Source organism: Bradyrhizobium sp. SZCCHNRI2009 (assembly GCF_032485115.1).
Taxonomy (GTDB): Bacteria; Pseudomonadota; Alphaproteobacteria; order Rhizobiales; family Xanthobacteraceae; genus Bradyrhizobium.
Genome location: NZ_JAUEUH010000002.1, coordinates 808,343 through 829,889 on the forward strand (window position 1 = coordinate 808,343; position 21,547 = coordinate 829,889).

Annotated in this window: 19 protein-coding genes; 10 read left to right on the plus strand and 9 right to left on the minus strand. The window is 65.0% G+C overall.

Annotation, left to right across the window (positions count from 1 at the left end; all coding sequences use genetic code 11):
* Positions 1-511 precede the first annotated feature (511 nt).
* From QX041_RS11315 to QX041_RS11325, 3 genes are all read left to right on the plus strand, one after another.
* The gene (locus QX041_RS11315; RefSeq protein WP_316165338.1) at positions 512-1,198 is read left to right on the plus strand and encodes a UPF0149 family protein; all 687 of its coding nucleotides are present in this window, start codon (positions 512-514) and stop codon (positions 1,196-1,198) included.
* Positions 1,199-1,302: 104 nt separating this feature from the next.
* Positions 1,303-1,857, plus strand: a complete 555-nt coding sequence (locus tag QX041_RS11320) for an SRPBCC family protein (RefSeq protein WP_316165339.1) — start codon at positions 1,303-1,305, stop codon at positions 1,855-1,857.
* Between the two features lie 129 nt (positions 1,858-1,986).
* On the plus strand, positions 1,987-2,964 hold the full coding sequence (locus QX041_RS11325) for a cytochrome D1 domain-containing protein (RefSeq protein ID WP_316165340.1): 978 nt from the start codon (positions 1,987-1,989) through the stop codon (positions 2,962-2,964).
* Positions 2,965-3,148: 184 nt separating this feature from the next.
* On the opposite strand, the gene QX041_RS11330 is transcribed toward QX041_RS11325, so the two are convergent.
* Positions 3,149-3,793: an HAD hydrolase-like protein gene (locus QX041_RS11330; RefSeq protein WP_316165341.1), complete on the minus strand. Its 645-nt coding sequence runs from the start codon at positions 3,791-3,793 to the stop codon at positions 3,149-3,151.
* A gap of 273 nt (positions 3,794-4,066) precedes the next feature.
* On the opposite strand from QX041_RS11330, the gene QX041_RS11335 reads away from it, so the two are divergent.
* From QX041_RS11335 to QX041_RS11345, 3 genes are all read left to right on the plus strand, one after another.
* Entirely contained in the window at positions 4,067-5,059 is a 993-nt protein-coding gene (locus tag QX041_RS11335) for a lipase family protein (protein WP_316165342.1), read from the plus strand.
* A gap of 161 nt (positions 5,060-5,220) precedes the next feature.
* A complete protein-coding gene (locus tag QX041_RS11340; protein ID WP_315711753.1) occupies positions 5,221-5,535 on the plus strand; it encodes a hypothetical protein in 315 nt (104 codons plus the stop codon).
* Positions 5,536-5,772: 237 nt separating this feature from the next.
* Positions 5,773-6,102 carry a hypothetical protein gene (locus QX041_RS11345; protein ID WP_315827539.1) on the plus strand — a complete coding sequence of 110 codons (330 nt, stop codon included), beginning with the start codon at positions 5,773-5,775 and terminating at the stop codon, positions 6,100-6,102.
* A gap of 191 nt (positions 6,103-6,293) precedes the next feature.
* Here QX041_RS11345 and uvrA read toward each other — a convergent pair whose 3' ends face one another.
* The 6 genes from uvrA to QX041_RS11375 all read right to left on the minus strand — a co-directional run bounded on the left by uvrA (position 6,294) and on the right by QX041_RS11375 (position 14,200).
* Positions 6,294-9,287 carry an excinuclease ABC subunit UvrA gene (uvrA, locus tag QX041_RS11350; RefSeq protein WP_316165343.1) on the minus strand — a complete coding sequence of 998 codons (2,994 nt, stop codon included), beginning with the start codon at positions 9,285-9,287 and terminating at the stop codon, positions 6,294-6,296.
* Positions 9,288-9,575: 288 nt separating this feature from the next.
* A complete protein-coding gene (locus tag QX041_RS11355) occupies positions 9,576-10,208 on the minus strand; it encodes a porin family protein (protein ID WP_316165344.1) in 633 nt (210 codons plus the stop codon).
* Between the two features lie 286 nt (positions 10,209-10,494).
* Positions 10,495-11,235, minus strand: a complete 741-nt coding sequence (locus QX041_RS11360; protein WP_315827542.1) for an outer membrane protein — start codon at positions 11,233-11,235, stop codon at positions 10,495-10,497.
* Positions 11,236-11,447: 212 nt separating this feature from the next.
* Positions 11,448-12,233 carry an outer membrane protein gene (locus QX041_RS11365; protein ID WP_315827543.1) on the minus strand — a complete coding sequence of 262 codons (786 nt, stop codon included), beginning with the start codon at positions 12,231-12,233 and terminating at the stop codon, positions 11,448-11,450.
* Between the two features lie 263 nt (positions 12,234-12,496).
* The gene (locus QX041_RS11370; RefSeq protein ID WP_316165345.1) at positions 12,497-13,252 is read right to left on the minus strand and encodes an outer membrane protein; all 756 of its coding nucleotides are present in this window, start codon (positions 13,250-13,252) and stop codon (positions 12,497-12,499) included.
* A 192-nt stretch (positions 13,253-13,444) separates the two neighbouring features.
* Entirely contained in the window at positions 13,445-14,200 is a 756-nt protein-coding gene (locus QX041_RS11375; RefSeq protein WP_315711763.1) for an outer membrane protein, read from the minus strand.
* 462 nt (positions 14,201-14,662) lie between these two features.
* Between QX041_RS11375 and QX041_RS11380 the strand changes: the two genes are divergently transcribed.
* Positions 14,663-15,160, plus strand: a complete 498-nt coding sequence (locus QX041_RS11380) for a single-stranded DNA-binding protein (protein ID WP_315711764.1) — start codon at positions 14,663-14,665, stop codon at positions 15,158-15,160.
* A gap of 140 nt (positions 15,161-15,300) precedes the next feature.
* On the opposite strand, the gene QX041_RS11385 is transcribed toward QX041_RS11380, so the two are convergent.
* Complete coding sequence (locus tag QX041_RS11385; protein WP_316165346.1) at positions 15,301-16,296, minus strand: aldo/keto reductase; 996 nt, start codon at positions 16,294-16,296, stop codon at positions 15,301-15,303.
* Positions 16,297-16,432: 136 nt separating this feature from the next.
* On the opposite strand from QX041_RS11385, the gene QX041_RS11390 reads away from it, so the two are divergent.
* A complete protein-coding gene (locus QX041_RS11390; RefSeq protein ID WP_315711766.1) occupies positions 16,433-17,326 on the plus strand; it encodes a LysR family transcriptional regulator in 894 nt (297 codons plus the stop codon).
* Between the two features lie 313 nt (positions 17,327-17,639).
* Positions 17,640-20,384 (plus strand): DNA gyrase subunit A, encoded by a 2,745-nt coding sequence (gene gyrA / locus QX041_RS11395; RefSeq protein ID WP_316165347.1) that lies wholly within the window; start codon positions 17,640-17,642, stop codon positions 20,382-20,384.
* Positions 20,385-20,460: 76 nt separating this feature from the next.
* On the opposite strand, the gene QX041_RS11400 is transcribed toward gyrA, so the two are convergent.
* The gene (locus QX041_RS11400; RefSeq protein WP_316165348.1) at positions 20,461-20,718 is read right to left on the minus strand and encodes a hypothetical protein; all 258 of its coding nucleotides are present in this window, start codon (positions 20,716-20,718) and stop codon (positions 20,461-20,463) included.
* 293 nt (positions 20,719-21,011) lie between these two features.
* Here QX041_RS11400 and coaD point away from each other — a divergent pair, with 293 nt between their 5' ends.
* Positions 21,012-21,506 (plus strand): pantetheine-phosphate adenylyltransferase, encoded by a 495-nt coding sequence (gene coaD, locus QX041_RS11405; RefSeq protein ID WP_316165349.1) that lies wholly within the window; start codon positions 21,012-21,014, stop codon positions 21,504-21,506.
* Positions 21,507-21,547 lie beyond the last annotated feature (41 nt).

Consider the following 21,547-nt stretch of genomic DNA (forward strand, 5'->3'; position numbering starts at 1 on the left):
GCAGGCGGCAGGAACCACAGGATTGGCCGAACAACCGGCCTTCCCTGCGCGACGGTTTCTACCGGCTTATACGCGCTCTCCTCGGTGCGCCGGGCCTTCTGGCCACCGTCATCGGCGCGACGCCTTGAAGGCATCGACACCCACTTGACCTCAGCGTCGGGAGGTCAGGACCACACGATTTCGCCGTCCGCCACAAAACCCGTCGTCTGCGCAAAAGCGCCGGGCCCGTGACGTCCATCGCATCCCGCCCTCCACGCCCGTGACGACCGCGAAGCGCCCCTCTCGTGAGGACAGGACGCATGCAGGAAAACAGAAATTCCGAAATGGCGAAACAGGAATATTTTTCACGGCAGGACTGGACAAGGGTGATGCCGCTGATCCCGTGCGCAAATTTAGGTTTTGCGCGCATGGCCGTTTTGGTGTCAAAACGGCCGCGTCGTGGCTCGGCCATGTGCGCGCCGTGCCCGTCGGGCGACTCGGAACGTGACAGGAGCGAAGGAAGAGGGGCTGCATGCCGGAGCAGATCGGTCGCCACGACAAGCTCGAACAGGCGCTCCTGGCCCTGGATGATCGCGCCATGGTGCTGGAGGAGCTCGACGGCTTCATCGCCGGCCTGCTCGTGCTCCCTGAGCCGATTCCGCCGGGCGAATGGTTCGCGGCGGCCTTCGGGCTCGGCAAGGGCCGTCGCTCCGTGTTCACCAGCATCGACCATGCCAACGAGGTGCTCGGGCTGGTCATGGACTATCACCGGGAGATCGCGCTGACGCTCGCGCATCATCCGGAGCAGTACCAGCCGCGCTTTCCCATCGACGGCTTCAACGGCGAGGTCGTCTGGGAGCTGTGGATCGACGGCTTCGCGGCGGCCACGAACCTGCGTCGTGACAGGTTCGATGCGTATGAGCGGGTGGGCGGCGAAGTCGCCATGGCTGCGGTCGGTCTGATGATGATGATCGGTGCAACTCTCGACGAGAACCCGGATCCCGTCGAATATCGAAATCTCAGTCGCAACGCGCCCCAGAATATCCGCGAGGCGGTGCTGACGCTGCATCAATACCGGCAGAGCGGGGCTCCGCTGCCCGCGTCCACCAGCTTCGCCCGGCAGCCCAATCCCTTCGCGTCGTTCGGCAGGGTCGGCCGCAACGACCCCTGTCCCTGCGGTTCCGGCCAGAAATACAAGCGCTGCTGCGGCGCGAATTGATCGGCCACGACACGGTCTTTTTTGTTGCAACAATCGGGAGCGGTGCAAAGATGCGCCGCCGCGCGCCGGATGCGCCGGCCAATGAGAGTGACTGAGGAAACGACATGAGGATGGTGTTCGGCAAGGCGCTGGCCGTGACGGCGGCGCTCGCGATCGCAACGACGGCCCTGACCACAGCGGATGCGCATGGTCCGACCCGGCGCAAGGTGCAGGAGCACGTCGAGATCAACGCCGCGCCCGCCAAGGTGTGGGCCGTGATCGGCAACTTCCAGGACATGAGCTGGCTCGGCGTCGTCGACAAGACCGCGGGCGACAAGGGCAACGAGATTGGCGCCACGCGCAAGCTGACCCTGAAGGGCGGCGCTACCGTCGACGAGGAGCTCTACAAATACGACGCCGAGAAGATGAGCTATTCGTACCGTATCACCGCCGTCGACGTGAAGGTGCTGCCGGTGACGAACTACTCGTCGACCATCGCGGTGACGCCGAGCGCGGACGGCAAGGGCAGCGTGGTCGAATGGACCGGCGCGTTCTACCGCGGCTTCCCCAACAACGATCCGCCGCCGGAACTGAACGACGAGGCTGCGGTCAATGCGGTGACCGGCCTGTACAAGGCTGGACTCGAAGGGTTGAAGAAGAAGGTGGAAAGCGGGAGCTAGCGTGGATTGACGATGTTGCTTGGTCGGCGCTCTCCATCTCACCGGACTGCTGCGAGCAACCCGGCCATGGCGGTCTTGGCGCAGACGAGCGCCAAACTCCGATTGCCATATGCGATCGCATTTCCGTCCATGGGCAGATGCCAAGCCAGCGCGCATCGTCTCCCGCATCATCTCCGTGCGCTTTTGTCCGGTATCTTGCTCGCGTCCGCCACAATCATCGCCCATGCCGAGGAGGCCTTCGTCACCAACCAGCTCAGCGACGATCTGACGATCGTCGACCTCGCGACCTCGAAGCCGGTGGCGACGATCCCGATCGGCGGCAAGCCGGCCGGCGTCGCGGTGGCTGCCGACGGACGCTTCGCCTATGTGGCGAGCCCGGACGACAAGAGCGTGAGCGTCGTCGACGCTGTCGCGCGAAAGGTGGTTGGACGGGTCGAGGTCGGTGGCGGGCCGCTCGGCATTGCCGTGACGCCGGACGGTTCGACGGTCTACGTCGCAGACTGGTACAACGCCGCAATCCGCGTGATCGATGCGAAGACCCGGACCGTGACCGGCAGCATCGCGGTCGGCGCCTCGCCGTCGGGGCTTGCGGTGACACAAGACGGCAAGCTGCTGCTCTCCGCCGACCGCGATGACGACATGGTCTCGGTGATCGACACGGCGACGCGCCAGCGCCTTGCGACCATCAAGGTCGGCACGCGGCCGTTCGGTGTCACCATCGACGCCGAGGGCAAGCGCGCCTACACGGCAAATGTCGCCTCCAACGACGTCTCGGTGATCGACCTCGCCGAGCGCCGCGAGATCGGCCGGGTCAAGACCGGTTTGCGGCCCTATGCGGTGGCGCTGGCGCAGGGCAGGGGCTTCGCCACCGACCAGTATGACGGCACGGTCAGCGTGTTCGACCTGGCGAGCCTGCAGCCGCTCAAGCGCATTAGCGTCGGCGACTATCCGGAGGGCATCGAGGCGACCGCCGACGGCCAGCGCGTCATCGTCGCCAATTGGGAGAGCAACATTCTGAGCGTCATCGACGTGGCCGCGCTGAAGGTCACCGGAGAGATCAAGGTCGGCGACGGTCCGCGCGCATTCGGCGCGTTCCTGCGGCGGTGAGCAGGTCCGCCGGTGGCGGAAATGGAGTTGCATCTGCAGCCTCCGTCACTGCGAGCGCAGCGGCGCAGCGAAGCAATCGAGGCCGCGCGAAGACTCTGGATTGCTTCGCTGCGCTCGCAATGACGCGGTGAGGTTATCGAGGCTCGTCATTATCCCTGCATGTCGCCGGCGGCGCTGATGCAGGCTACGAATCTCGTCTGGCGGGCACCACCAACCGCTCCACGATCTCGTCCATCCGGGTGAACAGCATCTCCGGCTGGTGGTCGCGCAGCGCCTGCTCCGCGGCATAGCCCCATGTCACCGCGCCGAAGGCGATGCCGGCGGCACGCGCCGCCTCGATGTCGCGGGTCTCGTCGCCGATCGCGATGGCCTCTGCCGGGTCGACGCGCAGCCGCTTCAGCACCCGGCGAAACTTCCGTGCCTTGCCGAACACCGAGGCCGAGCAATCGAAATCGGCGAACAGCCCGGCGCGCGATCCGAGCTTCTGCCGCGCGTTGGCCTCGCTGTCCGACGAGACCAATGCGAGCATGGTGCCGTTCGCGGCAAGCGTGTCGAGCATGATGTCGACGCCTGCGAACAGCGGGATGCTCGCTGCATGCGCCGTCTTCAGTTGGCGCACGTGGCGCGCGATGAAGGGCAGCTTCCAGCGCGGCACCTGAAGGAAATCGAGGATCTCACGGGTCGAGGCATGGCGGAGCCCGTCGATGTCCTCGTCCTTCACCTGACGAAAGCCGAAGCGCTGCGCGACGATGTTCACGTGGGTGCGAAACCACGGGAAGCTGTCGGCGAGCGTGCCGTCGAGATCAAAGATGACGAGAGAGTAGGGCATCGCGCGAGGTGAGCGTGGCGAGGAGCTGATGATCGTCGAGGCGTGTCGTCCTGCGACAGCCCTGCGCCATAGCAATGGGAGGGGCGGCGCGCAATGAGATGCGATCATTGCGTGTCGCAGCTCTACGGTGACGTTCGATGATCAGGGGTTGAACATGTTGTGATGTGCACCTGGAGATAACGCGGTCTATCATCCCGGCGGGCCGGCGGATCATGGTCTGCCTGCCCGATTTGATCGAAATTGTTTTCATCATTCAAGCCAGAGAGATTTCACATGGCCCTCAACAAGGTTGCTGCAGCGTATCTGTCCTACTTCGCCTATATCGACGACGCGCTCGATGTGGTTCAGCCGAGCGATTTCGTGGCGATGCTGAAGTCCGTCCCATCGGGTGCGGCGAACGGTCCGTGGTCGCTATGCTGGGGCCCGGCGGTCAACAACGGCGTGCTCGCCTACGTCGCGCAAGGCAGCGACGGCAGCTACGCGGTGGCGTTCCGCGGCACCGATGTCGATGGCTCGGTCGCCGGCGCGTTCGAGAACGTGCTCGCCGATGCCGATGCTGTCTTCCAGGTGCCGTGGCTGTATCCGCAGCAGGCCGGAGCGCCGCTGCAGATCAGCGCCGGAATCAACGACGCGCTGGCGCTGGTCATCGCGCTCACCGATCCCACGACGGACCTGTCGCTGCTGGACTATCTGCGCGGCCTTGCGGCCAAGCAGAACCTGCAACTGATGGTGACCGGGCACAGCCTCGGCGGCGCGCTCGCCGTGGTGGCGACGGCGTGGCTGCAGGACCAGTTGCCGAAGCTGAACTCGTCGCTGACGTTCACGCTGTGGCCGCACACCTTCGCGGCTCCGACGATGTGGAACGCGGGCTTCGCGACGACCTTCGCAAAGAGCTACACCTATTACGCGGCGGTCAACAGCAACGACATCGTGCCGATGGCCTGGGCCAACCTGAACGGAATTCTCGGTACCTATCCGCCGCCGGCGCCGGTCCTGAAGGACACCAACTACTACTCGATCTACAAACCGCTCGAGTGGCTCAGCGCAGCGATCCCGACCTATACGTCGATTGCGCCGAGCAATCCGGATCTGTTCACGATCACGCCGATCGTCGAGGCGAACGACTCCTGGACCGCGGAAGCCGGCTACATGCATTCCATGCAGCTGCAGTATTTCCCGCATGCGACCGGCACGAAGGCGCCGCCGCTGCCGGGAGTCACCAAGACCGGCGTGGCGCGGCCACGGGCGGTCGCCGTCGCGGCCTGAGCGCCGCAGGGCAGCTTTTGCGGGGCTGGGTTCGCTCAGTCCTGCAAGGGGGCTCGGTGCGGCGGCCGATCAACCTTTCATCACGATTATTGTGAGTGTGCGCTGCGGGAACGCCTGGCGCCGTGCGGTGGTTGACCCCGCACAGAAGCAAGGAGAGAGACATGCAACGTACGATCAAGATGGCCGCGCTGGCCGGAGCCACGCTGGTGATCGGCACCGCCGCTGCGTCCGCGCAGGGCTATGCCCGATTCGGCGACTCCATGGCCTGGGTGCCGCCGGCGCAGACCTCCGATTCCGAGCCGGTGTATGGCGCAGCGCCGGCGCCAGCCTACGCGCCGGGTCCGGTGGCTGGTCCAGTGGCCTGGGGCGGCGGTTACAACGGCACCAACCATCCGACCCCGGGCTCGACCCAGGGCGATGTCGGCCCGTCCGGCAACAACAACGGCACGCTGACCGGCGCCTACCGGCAGTGGTAGTTGCCGTCTGGCGCTGAAGTGAGCCGATCAAGCCCGCCGCTCGGACAAGAGCGGCGGGTTTGTCGTCTGAGAGGGCGCCCAGGCGCTTGCGAGATGATGCGACCAGCATTCTGGATCATCTGATCGCGGCAACGTGAGCGCCACGTTGTGTCGCACACATGTTGTGGCGGGTGGCGGAACTGCCGGGGCATGACGATGGTTTGTTCCTCGATGAATTAGGAACAACGGAGCAAGTTCATGACACGCACGTTTGGATTGGCAGCGCTCACCGCCGTCACGCTGGTCGCCGGCACGATCGGCGCCTCGGCCGGCGAATACGGGCCGGGCGGCTACGGCTATGGCGGCCAGGTCACCAGCACCTATGCCTACCGCGATTCCTTCGCCTGGGCGCCAGGGCCGGTCTATGAGGAAGGCTACGTCGCCGTCGCGCCGGGCCCGTATGACGGCCCGGGCTGGGGCGCAGGCTACAACGGCACCAACCACCCGACCCCGAGCTCGACCCAGGGCGACGTCGGACCGCGCGGCAACAACAACGGCACGCGGAGCGGGTTTTATCGCCAGTGGTAATCTGAGTTCGTTGCAGAAACATCGAGCCCGCCGCTCTGCAGGGAGCGGCGGGCTTTGCTGTGATGAACCGGTATCGACCACATGCGTCATTGCGAGGAGCGCAGCGACGAAGCAATCCAGAGTCGCGTACGCGGCCCTGGATTGCTTCGCTTCGCTCGCAATGACGATCGATACAAGGGAGTTGAGGGCAACTACTCCGCCGCCTCGCTGGCGGCGCCGCGGCCGCGCTTCTTCGGCTTGGCCGACTTCTCCAGCACCGGCTTGAGGAACTGCCCGGTGTAGCTGCGCGGCGCCTTGACGATATCTTCCGGCGGGCCCCAGGCGACGATCTCGCCGCCGCCGTCGCCGCCTTCGGGGCCGAGGTCGATGACCCAGTCGGCGGTCTTGATGACCTCGAGATTGTGCTCGATCACGACCACCGTGTTGCCCTGCGCGACCAGCTCGTGCAGCACCTCCAAGAGCTTCTTGACGTCGTGGAAGTGCAGGCCCGTCGTCGGCTCGTCCAGGATGTAGAGCGTGCGGCCGGTGGCGCGCTTGGAGAGCTCCTTGGCGAGCTTGACGCGCTGGGCCTCGCCGCCGGACAGCGTGGTGGCCTGCTGGCCGACATGGATGTAGTCGAGGCCGACGCGGCGCAGGGTCTCGAACGTGTCGCGTACGCGCGGCACCGCCTTGAAGAACTCGGCGGCTTCCTCGACGGTCATGTCGAGCACGTCGGCGATCGACTTGCCCTTGAACAGCACGTCGAGCGTCTCGCGGTTGTAGCGCTTGCCCTTGCAGACGTCGCAGGTGACGTAGACGTCGGGCAAAAAGTGCATCTCGATCTTGATGACGCCGTCGCCCTGGCACGCCTCGCAGCGGCCGCCCTTGACGTTGAAGGAGAAGCGGCCGGGCTCGTAGCCGCGCGCCTTGGATTCGGGAAGGCCGGCGAACCATTCGCGGATCGGCGTGAACGCGCCGGTATAGGTCGCGGGGTTGGAGCGCGGCGTGCGGCCGATCGGCGACTGGTCGATGTCGATGATCTTGTCGATATGCTCCAGCCCCTCGATGCGGTCGTGCGGCGCGGCTGCCTCGTTGGCGCCGTTGAGCTTGCGTGCGATCGCCTTGTAGAGCGTGTCGATCAGGAGCGTCGACTTGCCGCCGCCGGACACGCCTGTGATCGCGGTGAACAGGCCGAGCGGGATCTCGGCCGAGACGTTCTTCAGATTGTTGCCGCGGGCATTGACGACCTTGATGGTGCGGCGATGGTTCGGCGGCCGCCGCTCGGGCACCTCGACCTCGAGCTCGCCGGTGAGATATTTGCCGGTCAGCGACGCCGGATTGCGCATGATCTCGGCCGGAGTGCCCTCGGCGACGATGTGGCCGCCATGGGTGCCGGCGCCGGGACCGATGTCGAGCACATAGTCGGCGAGGCGAATCGCGTCCTCGTCATGTTCGACGACGATGACGGTGTTGCCAAGGTCGCGCAGCCGCTTCAGCGTGTCGAGCAGGCGGGCATTGTCGCGCTGGTGCAGGCCGATCGACGGCTCGTCGAGCACGTAGAGCACGCCGGTCAGCCCCGAGCCGATCTGCGACGCCAGGCGGATGCGCTGGCTCTCGCCGCCGGACAGCGTGCCGGAGGAGCGCGCCAGGGTCAGGTAGTTGAGGCCGACGTCGAGCAGGAAGGTGAGGCGGTCGCGGATCTCCTTCAGGATTCGCGTGGCGATCTCGGTCTGCTGCGCATTGAGCTGCTTCGGCACCTCGGCGAACCACTCGCCGGCCGCCTTGACGGAGAGGTCGCTGATCTCGCCGATGTGCTTGCCGCCGACCTTGACGCACAGCGCCTCGGGCTTCAGCCGAAAACCCTTGCAGCCGGCGCAGGGCACGTCGTTGAAGTACTTGCCGAGCTCCTCGCGCGCCCACTCGCTCTCGGTCTCGCGGAAGCGGCGCTCGATGTTGGTGATGACGCCCTCGAACGGCTTCTTGGTGTCGTAGGCGCGGACGCCGTCCTCATAGGTGAACTTGATCTCGTCGTCGCCGGAGCCGTGCAGCAGCGCGTTCTGCGTCTTCTTCGGCAGGTCCTTCCACTTGGTGTCCAGCGTGAACTTGTAGAACTTGCCGAGCGCGGTCAGCGTCTGCAGGTAATAGGGCGACGACGACTTGGCCCAGGGCGCGATCGCGCCCTTGCGCAGGGTGACGTCCTTGTCGGGAATGACGAGGTCGGCATCGACGTGCTGCTCGACCCCCAGGCCGCCGCATTCCGGGCAGGCGCCGTAGGGGTTGTTGAACGAGAACAGCCGCGGCTCGATCTCGGGGATCGTGAAGCCGGAGACCGGGCAGGCGAACTTCTCCGAGAACAGGATGCGCTCGGGCCCGCTCTTGTCGTGGATCTTTGCGGTTTTCTTCTTTTCCTTCTCCTCCGCCGGCGCGGCCGAGGCGGGAGCGTCCGCGAACTCGATGACGGCCAGGCCTTCGGCGAGCTTCAGCGCAGTCTCGAAGCTTTCTGCGAGACGCTGGCCGATGTCGGGGCGCACGACGATGCGGTCGACGACGACGTCGATATCGTGCGGGAACTTCTTGTCGAGCGTGGGCGCCTCGGCGAGCTCATGGAAGGTGCCGTCGATCTTGACGCGCTGAAAGCCCTTCTTGAGATATTCGGCGAGCTCCTTCTTGTACTCGCCCTTGCGTCCCCGCACGACCGGCGCCAGCAGATAGAGGCGGGTGCCCTCGGGCATCGCCAGCACGCGGTCGACCATCTGCGAGACGGTCTGGCTTTCGATCGGCAGGCCGGTCGCCGGGGAGTAGGGCACGCCGACGCGCGCCCACAGCAGGCGCATGTAGTCGTAGATCTCGGTGACGGTGCCGACCGTCGAGCGCGGGTTCTTCGAGGTCGTCTTCTGCTCGATCGAGATCGCCGGCGACAGGCCGTCGATCTGGTCGACGTCCGGCTTCTGCATCATCTCCAGGAACTGGCGGGCATAAGCCGACAGCGATTCGACGTAGCGGCGCTGGCCCTCGGCGTAGATCGTATCGAAGGCGAGCGAGGATTTGCCGGAGCCGGACAGGCCGGTGAACACGACGAGCCTGTCGCGCGGGATCTCGACGTCGATGTTTTTCAGATTGTGCTCGCGGGCGCCGCGGATGGTGATGGCCCGCAGGCTCGACTGGTTGGCTTGCGCGCGCTGCTTGGCCTTGAGCACTTCATCCATGACGATCGTCCCACGGCGCAGAGTCGCGCCATCGTTGCAGGCGCGTTTCGCCGGAAGCCGGCCATCGGACGCCAGGGGGAAAAGGTATGGTCGGAACGTAGGAAGAACGGAGCTGGATTTCCAGTGCCGTCAGCGAATCATCAACAATGCGCTCAGGGAATGGCAGCGACTGGCAGGAGGCGGACCGGTTCCGCCGGCTGGATCAAGTGCTCAAAGCACAAGCGCTCAAGCAAAAGCCTCCGCTCGGGCAGAGCGGAGGCTTCGTGCGTTGGCCCGGAGGCTATGTGCTTAGAAGTGGTAGTTCACACCGACCTGGACCGAGTGGAAGTTCGTCGTGCCAGTGGCTGCGGTGCCGAGGCCCGTGAAGGTGTAGTTCTCGCTGCCGAAGCTCTTGTACAGGTACTCGCCCTTCAGCGACCACTGCGGAGCGAACATGTATTCGGCGCCAGCGCCGACGGTCCAGCCGCTGTGGATCTTGCTGTCCGAACCAAAGCCCACGAAGGTGATCTTGCTGTCGGCCCAGGCGTAACCGCCGGTCGCGTACAGCAGAGCCGGGCCGAAGGCGTAGCCGATGCGGCCGCGCACCGTGCCCCAATCCTGGATCTTGGCTTCGTCGCCGAAGATGGTCTTGGAGGAAATATTGGCCCAGGCTGCGTCAGCCTCGAGGCCGAACACGACGGCGCCCTGCTGCCAGTTGTAGCCGACGGTGCCGCCGGCGAAGCCGCCCTTGCGGTCGAACGTGTTCGCGCTGCTGTCCTCGGCAGCATAGCCGCCCATGGCACCGATGTAGAAGCCGGTCCAGGTCAGCACCGGCGCGGCAACCGGGGCCTTGGTGTAGGTCGGGCGCGCGGCAAGATCAGCGGCGGCAGCGGGAGCGGCCAGGGCGGCCAAGGCCACGGTCGCGAGCAGGATCTTCTTCATTCCAGTCTCCAGTTTATTCCTCGAAGTCCGCATCGCACCGATAAGCTTACGCACGAAACAGACTCACCCGTTCAAGTTGACGAGGTTCCTTTAGCCCGGTTCCGTGCAGATTACCGTCACCCTGAAGACACACTCGCGGCCAAACCGCGTTTTTACGGCCAAGTTCCAGAAAGCCTATGTCACTCAGTTACTTGGTTCCGCGTGTGGCGAGCCGACAAAGTGGCATCAGGGCAACAAAAAAGGCCGGCTTTCGCCGGCCCTTCTCGGAACCTGTCGGCTGCAGGCATCAGTACTTTGCGATGACCGGGCCGCCGAAGTGGTAGCTGAGGCCGGCCTTGACCGTGTGAACGGTGTCCTTCCACTCGGAGCGGTTGAGCGCCGCAGCGCTGTACTGGATCGTGCTCTTGCCGAAGTCGAGATAGTTGTACTCGAGCTTGGCCGACCAGTTCGGCGCGAACATGTATTCGGCGCCGGCGCCGACCGTATAGCCCCAGCGGGTGGTGTTCTGGCTGAAGACGTTGCCGGGCACGCCGTCATAGCGATGCTGCAACTGGCCCACCGCGGCGCCGCCACTGACGAAGAACAGGGCGGGACCGGCGGCATAGCCGAGGCGGCCCTTGATGTCGCCGAAGCTGGTCAGCTTGGTGAAGAAGGTGTCGCCGACGCCGGCATTGACCACGGCGGAGCGGCCGTTGATATCGGCCCAGTGATAGTCGCCTTCGAGGCCGAACACGACGTTGTCGACCTGCCAGTTGTAGCCGACCACGCCGCCGACGAAGCCGCCATTGGTGTTGTAGTTCTGGGTGCCCAGGAAACCCGGCGCGTTGAAGCGGCCAAGGAAGGTTTCCTTGCTGGTGCCCCAGCCGCCGCCGCCCTGGATGCCGGCGTAGAGGCCCGACCAGCTCAGGATCTGCGCGACCATCGGCGGCGCCTTGGTGTACGGGCGGGCCGCCATGTCGGCCGCCGACGCGGATGTGGCGGATGCGATGCCGACGAGCGCCGTCGTGATCACAAGCAACTTCTTCATCAAATTCTCCCCCGGGAGGTTGGAATGACAAGCGATGGGCAAGTCATACACAGGGCATCCCGGAGAGGCTGTAACGCGCCCGCCACAGAAATGAAAAAGCGTTATAAATCATATATTTAGCACAAAAACGCCGCGACGCTGCCGGGCTGTTGACACGAAAAAGGCCGGCGCGAGGGCCGGCCTTTCCGAATGCGTGCGAGCGGTGACTTTTTTCAGTAGCGCGTGCCCATCGGCGCCCCGAATCGATAGTTCACGCGGACGGTCGCCATATCGATGTCCTGCTTGATGGTGTCGACGCGCGACAGCACGGTTGCGGTGGCCGGGAAGCTGATGTCGCGCGAGCCCATGAACAGGTGGTCGTACTCGACGGCGACCGACCAGTTCGGCGCGAAGCCGAACTCGACGCCGGTGCCGACGGTGCCGCCCCAGCGGGTCTCACTGGCGGAATCCAGCAGCGTGCCGACCGGGAAGGGCGCGGCCGCATTCGCCGTGCCGGTGTATTTGTTGTGGGTGACGGCGGCGCCGCCCTTCACGTACCAGAGCACGTTGCCCCAGGCGTAGCCGACCTGGCCGGTGAACAGGCCGATCGCATCGGTCTTGGTGGTGTTGGTGATGCCCGCGGCCAGCGCAGCCGTGCTCGCATTGGACGACTTCAGGTCGGTCCAGTTGCCCTGGGCCTCGACGCCGAACACCCAGCTCGCCGCCTGCCAGCGATAGCCGACCTGGCCGCCGATGAGGCCGCTCGAGGCATTGTGGCAGCCTTCGGACTGGGTCGGCACGACCGCCACGCCGCCGACGCGGTTGAGCGTCCAGCAATTGTGGCTCCAGTCGGCGCCGCCATTGACGCCGAGGTAGAACCCGGCCCAGCTCGGCAGCGGCGTGACATAGGCCGGCGGCGGCGCCTTGCTGTAAGGGCGCGTCGCGAAGTCGGCCGCCGAGGCCGGCGCCAGTCCCAGCGCCGCGGCGCTTGCGGTCAAGATCAAGGTCGTCTTCTGCATTCGTCTCTCCCCAGTCCCAATACACCACGCTCCGGATCCCTCCGATCCGGGCCCACGCGAAGGTGGCCTGTGGCTGGTTGTAAGGGAGACTGCTTTCCAAACTCGTGACCGGGACGAGCCGCGTGACGGGATGTGCCGATCGTGCTTAAGCGCGGGTAAAGACGGCGACTGCCAGTGCCGACGGGGGAGCTGTGTCACAGCGTGAGTGACGACAGGCCGGGCAGGCGCCGCCGCGTGAGATCGCGAGTGTCAGCCCTCGAGGGTCAGTGCTTGGAAACGACGGGACCGCCCCAGCGATAGTTCACGCGGACCGTCGCCATGTCGACGTCCTGGCCGACCGCATCGGTCCGGCCCGCGGCTCCAAGGGGAACACCCGAGAAGCCGAGGGTGCGGTTGCCCATGAACAGGTGCTCGTATTCGGCTGCGACCGACCAGTTCTTGGCGAAGCCGACCTCGACACCAGTCCCGACCGCAGCCCCCCAGCGCGTGGCGCTGGACTGGTCGAGCACCACGCCCGTGGCCGTGGAGAGGCCGTTGTACTTCTCACCCGCGACCGCGGCGCCACCCTTCACGTACCAGAGCACGTTGTTCCAGGAATAGCCGATCTGGCCGGCGAACACGCCGATGCCGTTGATCTTGGTCTGGTTGGTCACGGCCGGGGCGAACTGGCTGGTGTTGCTGCCCTTGAGGTTGGCCCAGTTGCCTTGACCTTCGATGCCGAACACCCAGCCGCCAGCCTGCCAGCGATAGCCGATCTGGCCGCCCGCCAGCGCGCCGGTCGCATCATGGCAGCCTTCCGCGTTGGTTGCGGCCACGCCGGCAAAGCTGACCTTGTTGGTCCAGCAGGTGCGGGCCGCTGCGCCACCGGCATTCAGGCCGATATAGAAGCCACTCCAATCATAGATCGTCGTGATCATCGCAGGCGCTTTGGTGAAGGTGCGCGCGGGCAGATCGGCAGCGATGGCCGGCGCAATCCCCAGCGCCAGCGAAGTTGTCGCCCCCAGCAACAGCCTTCTCATCGCATTCCCCAAACCACGTCCGACGCCCGCACGCACGCTCTCACCAACGCCCACCCGCCGGACGTTGATAGCTCCTTCCGCCGTAAAAAGCCGTCACCCAAAGGACACAACGGCTCGGCAAGTGCCGGTTCTGGCACACAAAAAAGGCCGGCGCGAGGCCGGCCTTTCGACATATTCGCTTTTTGCGTGCAATCAGTAGCGCGACACGATCGGGCCGCCGAAGTGATAGGAGACGCCCGCCTTGACGGTGTGCACGGTGTCGCTCCACTCGGAGCGGTTGGTCGGAACCGCGCTGTACTGAATCGAGCTCTTGCCGAAGTCGAGATAGTTGTATTCGACCTTGGCCGACCAGTTCGGCGCGAACATGTACTCGGCGCCGGCACCGATCGTCCAACCCCAGCGCCAGTTGTTCTGAGCGAAGCTATTGGCCGCGCCACCATTGAGCGCTGCGTCGTAGCGGTGCTGGAGATCGCCGACGGCAGCGCCGCCGCTGACAAAGAACAGCGCCGGACCCGCAGCCCAGCCGAGGCGGCCCTTGATGTCGCCGAAGCCGCGCAGCCTGGTGAAGTAGGTATCGCCGAGGCCGGCGTTGACGACGCCCGACCGGCCGTTGATGTCGGCCCAGTGATAGTCGCCCTCGAGACCGAACACGATGTTGTCGACCTGCCAGTTGTAGCCGACCACACCGCCGACGAAGCCGCCGCTGGTGTCATAGTTCTGGGTGCCGGCAAAGATCGCCGTATTCGGCGCCCCGAAGAAGGTCTCGTTGCTGCGGCCCCAGCCGCCGCCGCCCTGCAGACCGAGGTAGAAGCCGGCCCAGGTCGGAAGCGGCGCCGGCGCCATCACCGGGGCCTTCGTGTACGGGCGGGCGGCGAGATCGGCGGCTCCCGCCGGCGTCAGCGCCCCCAAAACCATCAAGCTGACAGCTCCGAGAAAAATTCGTTTCATCCCAAGTCTCCCGCGTTGGGCGTCTCCAAAATGGTCCCCGGAGACGCTCGTCTGTGAAGTTGGTGCGACCACGCTTGCGGCCCCAATCCATCCTCAAATATACGCGATTCAACCCTGGATACCGTCTCCCAAAAGCCACAGCCGAGGAGGAAGTGAGGCCGGCTAACTTAATGAAAGTTAATCCCTTTTTCGTGAATAAGGGAACTTTTTCCGGGTTCCATTGCGAGAACTTGCGGTTCCATCGAGTTCCGTGGAACTCGACGCACGGTTGTAGACATATGCGCGCGAACAAAACTGGAACAATGGCCTTCCGCCTGCTATATGTGGATAAACAATGGACAGGGCGGGTGGACCGCGCGGCAACCGTATAGGGTCCGCCGCGAGAGGAAGGGTTAGCCACCGGACGCCGTGAGGCCGGTGTGGACGGCCGGTCCGATGATCGAGAACCGCGGGAGAGTGGTGATGGCGGGTAGTGTGAACAAGGTGATTCTGGTCGGCAATCTCGGCAAGGACCCCGAGATCCGGCGCACGCAGGATGGGCGGCCGATCGCCAATCTGAGCATTGCGACGTCGGAAACGTGGCGCGACAAGGCGACAGGCGAGCGCAAGGAAAAGACCGAGTGGCACCGCGTGGTGATCTTCAACGAGGGTCTTTGCAAGGTCGCCGAGCAGTATTTGAAGAAGGGCGCCAAGGTTTACATCGAGGGCGCGCTGCAGACCCGCAAATGGACCGATCAGAGCGGTGTCGAGAAGTACTCGACCGAGGTCGTGCTGCAGGGCTTCAACTCCACCCTGACGATGCTCGATGGCCGGGGCGGCGGTGGCGGCAGCTTCTCCGATGACATGGGTGGCGGTGATTTCGGCAGCAGCGGTCCGTCGATGGCGCCGCCGCGCCGCGCGGTTGCTTCGGCGGGCGGTGGCGGACGCAACAGCGACATGGACGACGACATTCCGTTCTGAAATTCAGGGCGCGCCTTGGTGTGAAGGAGAAGGCGCGATCTCGGTGAAGCTGTGGGGTGTACGCGCCGCCGGCGTCGCGTCGCCTCCAGGTGGTTTCGGGCGCTCACGATGGGAGTGCCCGGTGATGTGGGAGAGGGGTTCTACCGCCCTGTTGTCGCCATCAGGTGCGGGGGATAGCGTTCTCCCTCAACCTTGATCGCAACTGCGGCCTGCTCCATCTGGGCGAGATCGTCCGCAGTGAGCTCGACGTCGGCGGCCTTGAGATTCTCGTCGAGGCGATGGAGCTTGGTCGTGCCCGGAATGGGAACGATCCACGGCTTTTGCGCGAGCAGCCAGGCGAGCGCGATCTGGGCCGGCGTGGATGCCTTGCGTTCGGCGATCTGCTTGAGGAGATCGACCAGCGCCTGGTTGGCCTTCATCGCCGCGGGCGTGAAGCGCGGCAGGGTGCTGCGGAAGTCGTTGTCGGCAAGCGTGGTCGTCTCGTTCATCGCGCCGGTCAGAAAGCCTTTTCCCAGGGGACTATAGGGCACCAGGCCGATGCCGAGCTCCTCGCAGGCCTGAATGATGCCGTTGCTCTCGGGACCTCGGGTCCACAGCGAATACTCGTTCTGGAGCACGGCAACGGGCTGGACGGCATGCGCGCGCCGTACGGTCTGGGCGCTGGGCTCGGACAGGCCGAAGTGCCTGACCTTGCCTTGCCCGATGAGATCCTTGACCGCGCCGGCGACGTCCTCGATCGGCACGTCCGGATCGACGCGGTGCTGATAGAACAGATCGATGCGATCGGTCTTGAGCCGCTTCAGGGATGCCTCCGCGACCGCGCGAATGCGCTCGGGGCGGCTGTTCATCCCTGATGACCGGCCGGTCGCCGGGTCGATCGCAAAGCCGAACTTGGTGGCGATGACCACCTTGTCCCGAACGGGAGCCAGGGCGTCGCCGACCAGCTCCTCATTCGTGAACGGTCCATAGATTTCGGCGGTGTCGAAAAATGTCACGCCGCGATCGAAGGCGGCGCGGATAAGGTTGACCGCGTCGTCCTTCTCGAGCGCGTGACCGTAGCCGAAGTTCAGGCCCATGCAGCCGAAGCCGATGGCCGACACTTCGAGGCCGCTCTTGCCCAGGGTTCTCTTCTTCATCCGGTTCTCCTGTCCGTCCTGCGGTCAACGCCGGCATCACGCGTCGTCAACCTTGCCGTCCGGGCTGAACCTAAGGCTGTGACCGCGATAACATTAGAGGCTAGAATGCGCATACTTTTATGAAATGGAATCATGAATGCTGCGCGAGAACCTGAACGACGTCCTTGGTTTCCTCGCTGTCGCCCGGGAGGGAAGCTTCACGCGGGCGGCTGCCAGGCTCGGCGTCAGCCAGTCGGCGCTCAGCCATGCCCTTCGCAATCTGGAGGCCCGGCTCGGCGTGCGGCTGCTGGCGCGCACGACGCGCAGCGTCGCCCCGACGGCCGCCGGTGAACGTCTGCTGCGGAGCATCGGACCCCGGTTCGATGAGATCGAAACGGAACTGGCGGGGTTGAGGGAATTGCGCGACAGGCCCGCCGGCACGATCCGGATCACGGCGGGAGAGCATGCCGCGGACTCCGTGCTCTGGCCGGCGCTGAAAAAGCTGCTTCCGCTGTATCCCGACATCAAGGTCGAGGTCGTGACCGACTATGGACTGACCGATATCGTCGCCGAGAGATTCGATGCGGGTGTCCGCCTCGGCGAGCAGGTCGCCAAGGACATGATCGCCGTCAGGATCGGGCCGGACCTGCGCATGGCCGTGGTCGGCTCACCGGCCTATTTCGCCGTGCGGTCGCGGCCAAGGAAGCCGCAGGATCTCACGGACCACAATTGCATCAACATCCGACTTCCGACCCTGGGCGGGATCTATGCGTGGGAGTTCGAAAAGCGTGGACGCGCGCTGAAGGTGCGCGTGGACGGGCAACTGGTGTTCAACAACATCGCGATGCGCATGAACGCGGTGCGCGCCGGGCTCGGGCTCGCTTATCTGCCCGAGGATCAGGTCCGGGACGACCTTGCGCGAGGCAAGCTCGTTCGCGTCCTGGAAGACTGGTGCGCGCCGTTTGCCGGCTATCATCTGTATTTTCCCAGCCGCCGGCAGCCCACATCCGCGTTCACGGTGCTGGTCGACGCGCTGCGCTATCGCACATGACGAGCCCGGTTCGCGAGATCGTTTCGCCGGACAAACGGATTTTGCTGAAGAATCAACGGCTCTCGCGCGCCGCTGGCAGTCTCTCTGCAACTGCGGCGCTGAGGCGGGAAAACAAGTGCGGCGGCACGGCTGAAGTCCAGTCCGCGGGGGGGCGTCCGGGGCACCGTCGGTCGCAGCGTAAGACCTCGTTAAGTCGCTGGAAATGCGGCCAAAAAATCCGTCTTGCCGGTGCGTCAAGGGGTGGCCTGCCGTGACGCGATGCGCTATATGATTCCAAGCGATTTTCGCGTGTCAAAACCGACCGGTATCCCCTTTGTCCGATAAAGAAGATGAGAAGCCCGGCGAGCCGGGCGGACCTTCCGACATTCGTCCCGTCTCCATCCTCGATGAGATGAAGCGCTCCTACCTCGATTACGCGATGAGCGTGATCGTGTCGCGAGCGCTGCCCGATGCGCGCGACGGCCTGAAGCCGGTGCATCGGCGCATCCTCTATTCGATGTACGAGCAGGGGCACACGCCCGACAAGAAATACGTCAAGTCCGCGCGCGTGGTCGGTGACGTCATCGGTAAATACCATCCGCATGGCGACCAGTCGATCTACGACGCCATGGTGCGCATGGCGCAGGACTTCTCGATGCGCGTGCCGCTGATCGACGGCCAGGGCAATTTCGGCTCCGTCGACGGCGATCCGCCGGCCGCCTACCGATACACCGAAGCGAAGCTCGCCAAGTCGGCGATCCCGCTGCTCGACGACATCGACAAGGACACCGTCGACTTCCAGCCGAACTACGACAATTCGGACAAGGAACCGTCGGTTCTTCCGGCCAAATATCCGAACCTGCTGGTCAATGGCGCCGGCGGCATCGCGGTCGGCATGGCCACCAACATCCCGCCGCACAATCTCGGCGAGGTGATCGATGCCTGCATCGCGCTGATCGACAATCCCGCGCTCACGATCGACGAGCTCATCAACATCATTCCGGGGCCGGATTTCCCGACCGGCGGCATCATTCTTGGACGCGCCGGCGTCCGCTCGGCCTATCATCTGGGCCGCGGCTCGATCATGATGCGCGGCAAGGTGACGATCGACACGATCCGCAAGGATCGCGAGGCGATCATCATCTCCGAGATTCCCTACCAGGTGAACAAGGCCACGATGGTCGAGCGCATCGCCGAATTGGTGCGCGAGAAGAAGGTCGAAGGCGTTGCCGACCTGCGCGACGAGAGCGACCGCGACGGCTACCGCGTCGTCGTCGAGCTGAAGCGCGACGCCGTGCCGGACGTCGTGCTCAACCAGCTCTACAAGTTCACGCCGCTGCAGACGAGCTTCGCCGCCAACATGCTGGCGCTCGACGGCGGCCGCCCGCAGACGATGACGTTGAAGGACCTGCTGACGATCTTCGTCGCGTTCCGCGAGCGTGTCGTCACGCGCAGGACCAAGTTCCTGCTCAACAAGGCGCGCGACCGCGCCCACATCCTGGTCGGCCTCGCCGTGGCCGTGGCCAATATCGACGAGGTCATCCGGGTCATCAGGACCTCGCCCGATCCTGCGTCCGCGCGCGAGGCGTTGATGTCGCGCGACTGGCCGGCGCGCGACGTCGAGGCCATCATCACGTTGATCGACGATCCGCGTCATCGCCTCGCCGAGGACGGTACCATCCGGCTGTCGTTCGAGCAGGCCAAGGCGATTCTCGACCTGCGTCTGCAGCGCCTGACCGCGCTCGGCCGTGAAGAGATTTCCGACGAGCTCGACAAGCTCAAGGTCGAGATCAACGACTATCTCGACATCCTGCGCTCGCGGGCGCGGGTGCAGGGGATCATCAAGGACGAACTCGCCGCGATCAAGGCGGAGTTCGGCACGCCGCGCCGCACCGTGATCGCCGAGCAGGAAGGCGAGGTCGAGGACGAGGACCTGATCCAGCGCGAGGACATGGTCGTGACCGTGTCGCATGCCGGCTACACCAAGCGCGTGCCGCTGTCGGCCTATCGGGCGCAGCGCCGCGGCGGCAAGGGCCGCTCGGGCATGCAGACGCGCGAGGAGGATTTCGTCAGCCGGCTGTTCGTGGCCTCCACGCATACGCCGGTGCTGTTCTTCTCGTCGCGCGGCCAGGTCTACAAGGAGAAGGTCTGGCGGCTGCCGATCGCGGCGCCCAACGGGCGCGGCAAGGCGCTGATCAACATCCTGCCGCTGGAGCAGGGCGAGCGCATCACCACGATCATGCCGCTGCCGGAGGATGAATCCTCCTGGGCCAATCTCGACGTGATGTTCGCCACCACCGGCGGCAACGTCCGCCGCAACAAGCTGTCGGATTTCGTCGACGTGCGCCGCTCCGGCATCATCGCGATGAAGCTCGACGACGGCGAGGAGATCGTCAACGTGCAGATCTGCACCGAGCGTGACGACGTGCTGCTCACGGCGTCGGGCGGGCAGTGCATCCGATTCCCCGTCACCGACGTGCGCGTCTTCACCGGGCGGACCTCGATGGGCGTGCGCGGCATCGCGCTCGCCGGCGGCGACAAGGTGATTTCGCTGTCGATCCTGCGCCATGTCGAAACGACCTCGGACGAGCGTACGGCGTACTTGAAGATGCGCCGGGCGATGTCGGGCGATGCTGCCACCGAGGAGCCGGTCGAGACCGAGGGCGAGGAGGCGGCCGCTGGCGCGATCCAGTTGTCGCAGGAACGCTATGTCGAGATGTCGGCGCAGGAGCAGGTGGTGCTGACCGTCTCGGTCAACGGCTACGGCAAGCGCACCTCGTCCTACGAGTACCGCACCACCGGCCGCGGCGGCAAAGGCATCGTCGCGATGTCCGTCAACAACCGCAACGGCAAGCTCGTCGCCTCGTTCCCGGTCGAGGATGGCGATCAGATCATGCTGGTGACGGACAAGGGGCAGTTGATCCGTTGCCCCGTCGACGGCATCCGCATCGCGGGACGCTCGACCCAGGGCGTCATCGTGTTCGACACCGCCGATGATGAGCATGTCGTGTCGGTGGAGCATATCGGCGAGGAGGCCGAGAACGGCAACGGGGCGAGCGAGCCGGCGAATGGCGAATAGGGAGTAGCGAATAGGGACGAATCAGGTTTCGGGCTATTCGCTATTCGCTATTCGCTATTCGCTATTCGCTCTCTCCTCACTGCGTCCGGTCGACTCCGATGATCCGCGCCTCACGAATGGTCCCCCGGGTTCCGGCGCTGCGCAGGCAGCCCGCTTCGAAGTTCGGCCAGGCCTGCTGCGAGCAGTCGCGGCCGATCGGTCGAATGTCCAGGCGGTCCGCCTTGGCGAGCGGACGCGGCACGCTGGCTTCGACCTGAGGAGCGAAGCCGGGCAGGAGGGTGATGCCGGCAGCCACCAAGCCGGCCGCTGCGACTGCAGATAGCGCTTTGATCATGACGGTCCCCTGTCCGGGCCGTTCGGCCCGTTGTTCGTTAAGGATTTGATAATCAGTTCGGGTTTCGAGACGTCTTCGCGGAACGGGCGAATTGGTTTCGTCTCGGCGCGAGCGTGTTTCGTGTCCCGAGTTCCGATGAAACAATCGCGGTAGCCCACCACAGTTCCGACTCCCCGGTGTCGCACCCCATTTCATTGCGGTGCGGTCTCTCGGCCGCTCTTTGCCCATCACAGCCACGCCAGCGGGCCTGACGGCGGCTTGCCGGCCTGTTCCGGGCGGTATAGGACGGGCGCATGCAACGCATTGCGCTCTATCCGGGCTCGTTCGATCCCGTCACCAACGGCCATCTCGATGTGGTCCGGCAGGCCGTTCATCTCTGCGATCGCCTGATCGTCGCGGTCGGCGTGCATCACGGCAAGAAGCCGCTGTTCTCGACCGAGGAGCGGCTGGCGATGGCGCACGAGATCTTCGGTCCCGTCGCAGCCGCGGCGGGCTGCGGCTTCGAGGCTGCGACCTACGACAATCTGACTGTCACCGCCGCGCAAAACGCCGGTGCGATCATGATGATCCGGGGCCTGCGCGACGGCACCGATTTCGACTACGAGATGCAGTTGGCCGGCATGAACCAGACCATGGCACCGCAGGTCCAGACGGTGTTCGTTCCAGCCTCGGTGGGTGTCCGTCCGATCGCGGCCACCCTGGTTCGCCAGATCGCCGCCATGGGCGGCGAGATCTCGCATTTCGTGCCGCCGTCGGTGGCCGAAAGTCTCAAGGCCAAGTTCAAGTGATCCTTCGGGCACCGGCCGCTTCCGGCAGTGCCTTCCTCTCC